Source organism: Chromobacterium haemolyticum, assembly GCF_002081825.1.
Taxonomy (GTDB): Bacteria; Pseudomonadota; Gammaproteobacteria; order Burkholderiales; family Chromobacteriaceae; genus Chromobacterium; species Chromobacterium fluminis.
Genome location: NZ_MUKU01000017.1, coordinates 96,835 through 103,712 on the forward strand (window position 1 = coordinate 96,835; position 6,878 = coordinate 103,712).

Consider the following 6,878-nt stretch of genomic DNA (forward strand, 5'->3'; position numbering starts at 1 on the left):
TGACGGGAGGATGCAGAAAATGAACAATATCAACCATTCCAATATCCAGCCCGCTCAAGCGGGCCACCGGAGCGCGGCCAAGTCCATGCTGGACCCCAGCCTGGTGAAACCGGCCATCGTCGACTCTTTCAAGAAACTGTCGCCGCGCACCCAGTGGCGCAATCCGGTGATGTTCGTCGTCTACATCGGCAGCATCTTGACCAGCGCGCTGTGGATTCAGTCGCTGGCCGGCCAGGGCGAGGCGCCGTCCGGCTTCATCCTGGCGGTGGCGCTGTGGCTGTGGTTCACCGTGCTGTTCGCCAACTTCGCCGAAGCGCTGGCCGAGGGCCGCAGCAAGGCCCAGGCGGCCAGCCTGCGCTCCGCCAAGAAAAACGTGGTGGCCAAAAAGCTGTCCGGCCCCAGCCACGACGCCGGCAAGACCGTGATAGACGGCAGCAGCCTGCGCAAGGGCGACTATGTGTTGGTGGAAGCCGGCGACGTGATCCCGGTGGACGGCGAGGTGATCGAAGGCGTGGCCTCGGTGGACGAGTCCGCGATCACCGGCGAATCCGCTCCCGTGATCCGCGAGGCCGGCGGAGATTTCTCCTCGGTCACCGGCGGCACCCGCGTGCTGTCCGACTGGATCGTGGTGCGCATTTCCGTCAACCCGGGCGAAACCTTCCTCGACCGCATGATCGCGATGGTGGAAGGCGCCAAGCGCCAGAAAACCCCGAACGAGATCGCGCTGACCATCCTGCTGGTGGCGCTGACCATCGTGTTCCTGATCGTCACCGTTACCCTGCTGCCCTTCTCGCTGTTCAGCGTGGAAGCGGCCAAGGCCGGCTCGCCGATCAGCATCACCACTCTGGTGGCCTTGCTGGTCTGCCTGATCCCCACCACCATCGGCGGCCTCTTGTCCGCCATCGGCGTGGCCGGCATGAGCCGGATGATGGGCGCCAATGTGATCGCCACCTCCGGCCGCGCGGTGGAAGCCGCCGGCGACGTGGACGTGCTGCTCTTGGACAAGACCGGCACCATCACTCTGGGCAACCGCCAGGCCTCCACCTTCATCCCGGCACCCGGCGTCAGCGAGCAGGCGCTGGCGGACGCCGCGCAACTGGCCTCGCTGGCCGACGAAACCCCGGAAGGCCGCAGCATCGTGGTGCTGGCCAAGAAGCAGTTCAATCTGCGCCAGCGCGAACTGGCCAGCCATGAAGCCGTATTCATCCCCTTCACCGCGCAAACCCGGATGAGCGGCATAGACTACGACGGCCGCCAGATCCGCAAGGGTGCCATCGACGCCATTCGCCGCCATATCGCCGATCAGGGCGGCCAGTTCCCGGACGCGCTGGCCAAGAGCGCCGATGAAGTGGCTCGCCGCGGCTCCACCCCGCTCTTGGTGGCGGAAGGCAATCGCGCCTTGGGCGTGATCGAGCTGAAAGACATCGTCAAGGGCGGCATCAAGGAGCGTTTCGCCGAGCTACGCCAGATGGGCATCAAGACGGTGATGATCACCGGCGACAACCCGCTGACCGCCGCCGCCATCGCCGCCGAGGCCGGCGTGGACGACTACCTGGCCGAAGCCACGCCGGAAGCCAAGCTCAAGCTGATCCGCAGCCATCAGGCCGAGGGCAAGCTGGTGGCGATGACCGGCGACGGCACCAACGACGCGCCGGCGCTGGCTCAGGCCGACGTGGCTGTGGCGATGAACACCGGCACCCAGGCGGCCAAGGAAGCCGGCAATATGGTGGACTTGGACTCCAACCCCACCAAGCTGATCGAGATTGTGGAAATCGGCAAGCAGATGCTGATGACGCGCGGTTCGCTGACCACCTTCTCCATCGCCAACGACGTGGCCAAATACTTTGCCATCATTCCGGCCGCCTTCGCCAGCACCTATCCGCAATTGAACGCGCTGAACGTGATGGGCCTGAACAGCCCGGCCTCGGCCATCATGTCGGCGGTGATCTTCAACGCCGTCATCATCGTGTTCCTGATCCCGCTGGCGCTAAAGGGCGTCAAATACCAAGCCAAGAGCGCGGCGGAGCTGCTGCGCGGCAATCTGCTGGTCTACGGCCTGGGCGGCCTGCTGGTGCCCTTCGCCGGCATCAAGCTGATCGACATGCTGCTGGGCGCGCTGGGCCTGGTATGAGCACCGAAAGGAAAACCCAAATGAAACTGTTACGTCCCCTGCTGGTGGTGTTCGGCGGCCTGAGTCTGATCACCGGCCTTGCCTACCCGCTGCTCACCACCGGAGCCGCCCAGGCGCTGTTTCCGTTCCAGGCCAATGGCAGCCTGATCGAACGCGACGGCAAGGTCGTCGGCTCGCGGCTGATAGGCCAGAACTTCACCGGCCCGCAATATTTCTGGGGCCGCCCATCCGCCACCGGCCCAATGCCGTACAATGCCGGCGGGTCCGGCGGCTCTAACCTGGGCCCCACCAACCCGGCGCAGCTGGACGCGGTGAAAGCCAATGTGGCTCGCCTCCGCGCCGCCCACCCGGCACAAAGCGGCCCGGTGCCGGTGGACCTGGTCACCGCCTCGGCCAGCGGCCTGGATCCGGAGATTTCCGCCGCCGCGGCTTTCTACCAGTTGGAACGCGTCGCCGCCGCCCGCAAGATGGAGCCGGCCGCGCTGCGCAAGCTGGTGGAAAGCCGGGTGACCGGCGAAACCTTCGGCCTGCTTGGCGAGCCGCGCGTCAATGTGCTGGAATTGAACCTGGCGCTGGACCAGGCCGCCAAAGCCTGATCAACCTTCGGCGCCGGGGGCGGAGCAGGACTCGCGCCGCCCCCGGCGCTGATGAATGAAGCCGTACAGACCCTAAGAGCCTGTTTACGATCTCGCGGGCTAAGGCGAGACAAACCGTTCTCAGCGCCGTATCGCCGACGCGCAGCAGATCATAAACAGGTTTAAACAAAGCTCGCCTATGACCGACTCCCGTCCCGATCCGGACGCTCTGCTCGATGAGCTCAAACGCGAAGAACTGGACGCCCAGCGCGGCCGGCTGAAGATTTTCTTCGGCGCCTGCGCCGGCGTCGGCAAGACCTACGCCATGCTGGCGGCGGCCCGCGCCAAGCGCCAGGACGGCGCGACGGTGCTGGTGGGCGTGGTGGAAACCCACGGCCGCAAGGAAACCCAGGAACAACTGGCCGATCTGGAAGTCCTGCCGCCAAGACAGATCGCTTATAAAGGCCACGAACTGGCTGAATTCGATCTGGACGCGGCGCTGGAACGCCGGCCGCAGCTGATCCTGATGGACGAATTCGCCCACTCCAACGCGCCCGGCTCGCGCCACCCCAAGCGCTGGCAGGACGTGGAGGAGCTGCTGGCCGCCGGCATCGACGTCTACACCACCCTGAATGTCCAGCACCTGGAAAGCCTGAACGACGTGGTCGGCCAGATCACCGGCATCGTGGTGCGCGAAACCCTGCCCGACCATGTGTTCGACCGCGCCGACGAAGTGGCGCTGGTGGACCTGCCGCCGGATGAATTGCTGGGCCGCCTGGCCGCCGGCAAGGTCTACCTGCCACAACAGGCCGAACGCGCGGTGAAAAACTTCTTCCGCAAGGGCAATCTGCTGGCGCTGCGCGAACTGGCGCTGCGCCGCACCGCCGACCGCGTGGACGCTCAGATGCGCGCCTACCGCGCCGATCAAGCCATCAATCCGGTGTGGCATGCGCGCGAGCGGCTGCTGGTCTGCGTCGGCGCCAGCGCCGGCATCGACAAGCTGATCCGCAGCGCCAAGCGCCTGGCTGCCAGCCTGGACGCGGACTGGATCGCCGTCTATGTGGAAACGCCTCAGCAACGCAAACTGTCCGAGGAGCAGCGCGCCCGCGTGCTCAAAGGTCTGAAGCTGGCGCAGGAACTGGGCGCGGAGACCACGGTGCTGGGCGGCAGCGAATTGGCGCCCACCCTGCTGGCCTATGCCCGCAGCCGCAATGTGTCCAAGCTGGTGCTGGGCAAATCCGCGCGCGGCGGCTGGTCGCGGCTGTGGCGCCGCCCGCTGGCCGGCGAACTGAGCCGCCGTTCCAGCGACGTCGATCTCTACGTGGTGGCCTACGAGCAGGAAGACGCCTCCGCCTCCGCCGCCGCCGACGCCAAAACCGGCGGCAGCCTGCTGTTCGAAGACCAGGACAGCCCGCGCTCGCGCTTCGGCTACCTCGCCGCCTTCGTCGCCTGCCTGCTGACCACCGCGCTGGCCGGCCTGCTGATCCCGCACGTGGCGCTGGCCAACGACATCATGATCTACCTGCTGGTGGTGGTGCTAGTGTCGGTGCGCTATGGCCGCGGTCCCGGCATGTTGGCCTCCCTGCTGTCGGTGGCCTCCTTCGATTTCTTTTTCGTGCCGCCGCATATGTCGTTCGCGGTATCGGACACCCAGTATCTGATGACCTTCGTGGTGATGCTGGTGGTGGCCTCCATCATCAGCCAGCTCACCGCCCGGCTGCGCTTCGAAGCCAATATTTCCACTTACCGCGAACGCCGCACCCGCGCGCTGTACGACCTGGGCCGCGAACTGGCCGGCGCGCTGACCGCCGCGCAGATCGTCGACACCGCCGTCAGCCGGCTGGAACCGCTGTTCGCCGCCAAGGTCAGCCTGTTCCTGCCCAATAGCGGCGACGAGCTACGCCCGGCCGGCGAGGGCCGCGGCGATGCCGATATCGGCGTCGCGCAATGGGTTTACGACCATCAGCAGCCGGCCGGCCTGGGCACCAACACCCTACCCGCCAACGCCGCGCTTTACGTGCCGTTGCGCGCGCCGATGCGCAACCGCGGCGTGATCGCGCTGCTGCCGGACGTCACCGATCAGGTCTTCTTGCCGGAGCAACAGCGACTGCTGGAAACCTGCGCCGCCCAGATCGCGCTGGCGCTGGAACGCGTGCATTACGTGGAGGTGGCGCAGGATGCCATTGTGGCGATGGAATCCGAGCGGCTGCGCAACAGCGTGCTGTCGGTGGTGTCTCACGATCTGCGCACGCCGCTGACCACCATGGCCGGCCTGTCCGAGCGGCTGTGCTCGCCCAATGTGGACGACAGCCAGCGGGCCGAGATCGCCGCCGCCATCCAGGACGAGGCGCTGCGCATGAACAAGCTGGTGACCAATCTGCTGGACATGGCACGCCTGCAATCCGGCGTGAAGCTGAACAAGGAATGGCAGATGCTGGACGAGGTGGTGGGCAGCGCGCTGCGCGCCGCCGAACGCGGCCTGCGCGGCCGGGAGCTGACGCTGGAGCTGGCGCCGGACCTCCCGGTGCTGGAATACGACGCGGTGCTGCTGGAGCGAGTGCTGGTCAACCTGCTGGAAAATGCCGGCAAATACACACCGCCCGGCAGCCATATCACACTGTCGGCGCGGCGCGAGGGCGCGGAGGTGGTGGTGTCGGTCAGCGACGACGGCCCCGGCCTGCCGCCCAATATGGAACAACGCGCCTTCGATAAATTCTCGCGCGGCGCGGCGGAGTCCAGCACCCCCGGCGTGGGGCTGGGTCTGGCGATCTGCCGCTCCATCGTGGAAATCCACGGCGGCCGCATCAGCGCGCGCAACCGCTCGCCGCACGGCGCGGAATTCCGCTTCAGCCTGCCGGCCGGACAAGCGCCGGCGCTGCCGGAAGAACTCCCCGAACCGCGAGCCTAAACCTGAGCGAAACCTTATCATGCAAGACACACCGATCAGCATCGTCGTCATCGAAGACGAAAAACCGATCCGCCGCTTTCTGAGCGCGGCGCTGGAAGAGGAAGGCCTGACCGTCCACGAGGCGGAAACCGGCAAGCAGGGCCTGATCGAAGTGGCCACCCGCAAGCCGGATCTGGTGATACTGGACCTGGGCCTGCCGGATATGAACGGCCAGGACACCATCAAGCAGCTACGCGAATGGACCGACCTGCCCATCCTGGTCTTGTCCGCGCGTACTCAGGAAACCGAAAAAGTTGCCGCGCTGGACGCCGGCGCCGACGACTACCTGACCAAGCCCTTCGGCGTGGCCGAATGCCTGGCGCGCGTCCGCGTGCTGCTGCGCCGCCGCATCCACGGCAGCGCCGCGGCGCAGCAGGTGTTCCAGTTCGGCGACATCAAGGTGGATCTGGTCAACCGCCAGGTGGCCAAGGCGGAAGCGGCGGTACATCTGACGCCGATAGAATATCGGCTGCTGTCCACCTTGATACGCAGCGCCGGCAAGGTGATCACCCATCGCGAGCTGCTGCTGGCGGTGTGGGGGCCGTCGTTCTCCGAGCACAACCAGTATCTGCGCGTCTATATGGGCCATCTGCGGCAGAAGCTGGAAGACAATCCGGCGATGCCGCGCCACATCCTCACCGAGACCGGGGTCGGCTATCGGCTGGTGGAGGGTTGAGCGGGCCGCCGCTTAGAGCCTGTTCAAAGTCTCGCGAGCCAGAGCGAGACAAGGCGTTGCGGCTGAGAAAGCGGAATGTACGCGTGGAACATGAGCATTTCGAAGCGGGACTCACCGTGTGACGTCTCACTACGCGCAGCAGATCGTAAACAGGTTCTTAGAGCCTGTTCACGATCTTTTCGTCCTGAGATAATTGCCGAATGCGAAGAAGCCATTATCCAAGCGACGTAAGTCGTGAACAGTTCGAACAGATCAGACCGCTATTGGAAAGCCTGCGCAAGAAAACCAAGCCAAGGACAGTGGACCTGTTCGAGGTCTGGTGTGCTGTGCTCTATTTGCTCAAGAGCGGCTGCCAATGGCGAATGTTACCCAGTGAGTTTCCCAAGTGGCGAACGGTACATGCCTACTTTAGTCGCTGGAGTGAGCCCGGCCAGGATGGTGTCAGCATCTTGGAGCGGGCCCTCAAAAAATCTGGTTGGAGAGGCCCGTATCAGACTGGGGCGCAAATCCTCGACCAGCTTTTTGATCGTGGACGCACAAAGCGTGAAG

The 6,878-nt window shown here is 65.3% G+C and carries 4 protein-coding genes and 1 pseudogene; all 5 read left to right on the plus strand.

The features are described 5' to 3' along the window. Window positions 1-19: 19 nt before the first annotated feature. Window positions 20-2,131 (plus strand): potassium-transporting ATPase subunit KdpB, encoded by a 2,112-nt coding sequence (kdpB, locus tag B0T39_RS14360; protein ID WP_081547760.1) that lies wholly within the window; start codon window positions 20-22, stop codon window positions 2,129-2,131. A gap of 20 nt (window positions 2,132-2,151) precedes the next feature. Next, entirely contained in the window at window positions 2,152-2,727 is a 576-nt protein-coding gene (kdpC, locus tag B0T39_RS14365) for a potassium-transporting ATPase subunit KdpC (RefSeq protein WP_081547752.1), read from the plus strand. A 178-nt stretch (window positions 2,728-2,905) separates the two neighbouring features. Then, on the plus strand, window positions 2,906-5,614 hold the full coding sequence (locus B0T39_RS14370; protein WP_081547754.1) for a sensor histidine kinase: 2,709 nt from the start codon (window positions 2,906-2,908) through the stop codon (window positions 5,612-5,614). A 19-nt stretch (window positions 5,615-5,633) separates the two neighbouring features. Continuing rightward, window positions 5,634-6,329: a two-component system response regulator KdpE gene (kdpE, locus tag B0T39_RS14375; RefSeq protein WP_081547756.1), complete on the plus strand. Its 696-nt coding sequence runs from the start codon at window positions 5,634-5,636 to the stop codon at window positions 6,327-6,329. 200 nt (window positions 6,330-6,529) lie between these two features. Beyond that, window positions 6,530-6,878, plus strand: a pseudogene (locus B0T39_RS14380) (transposase); the annotation flags it as partial.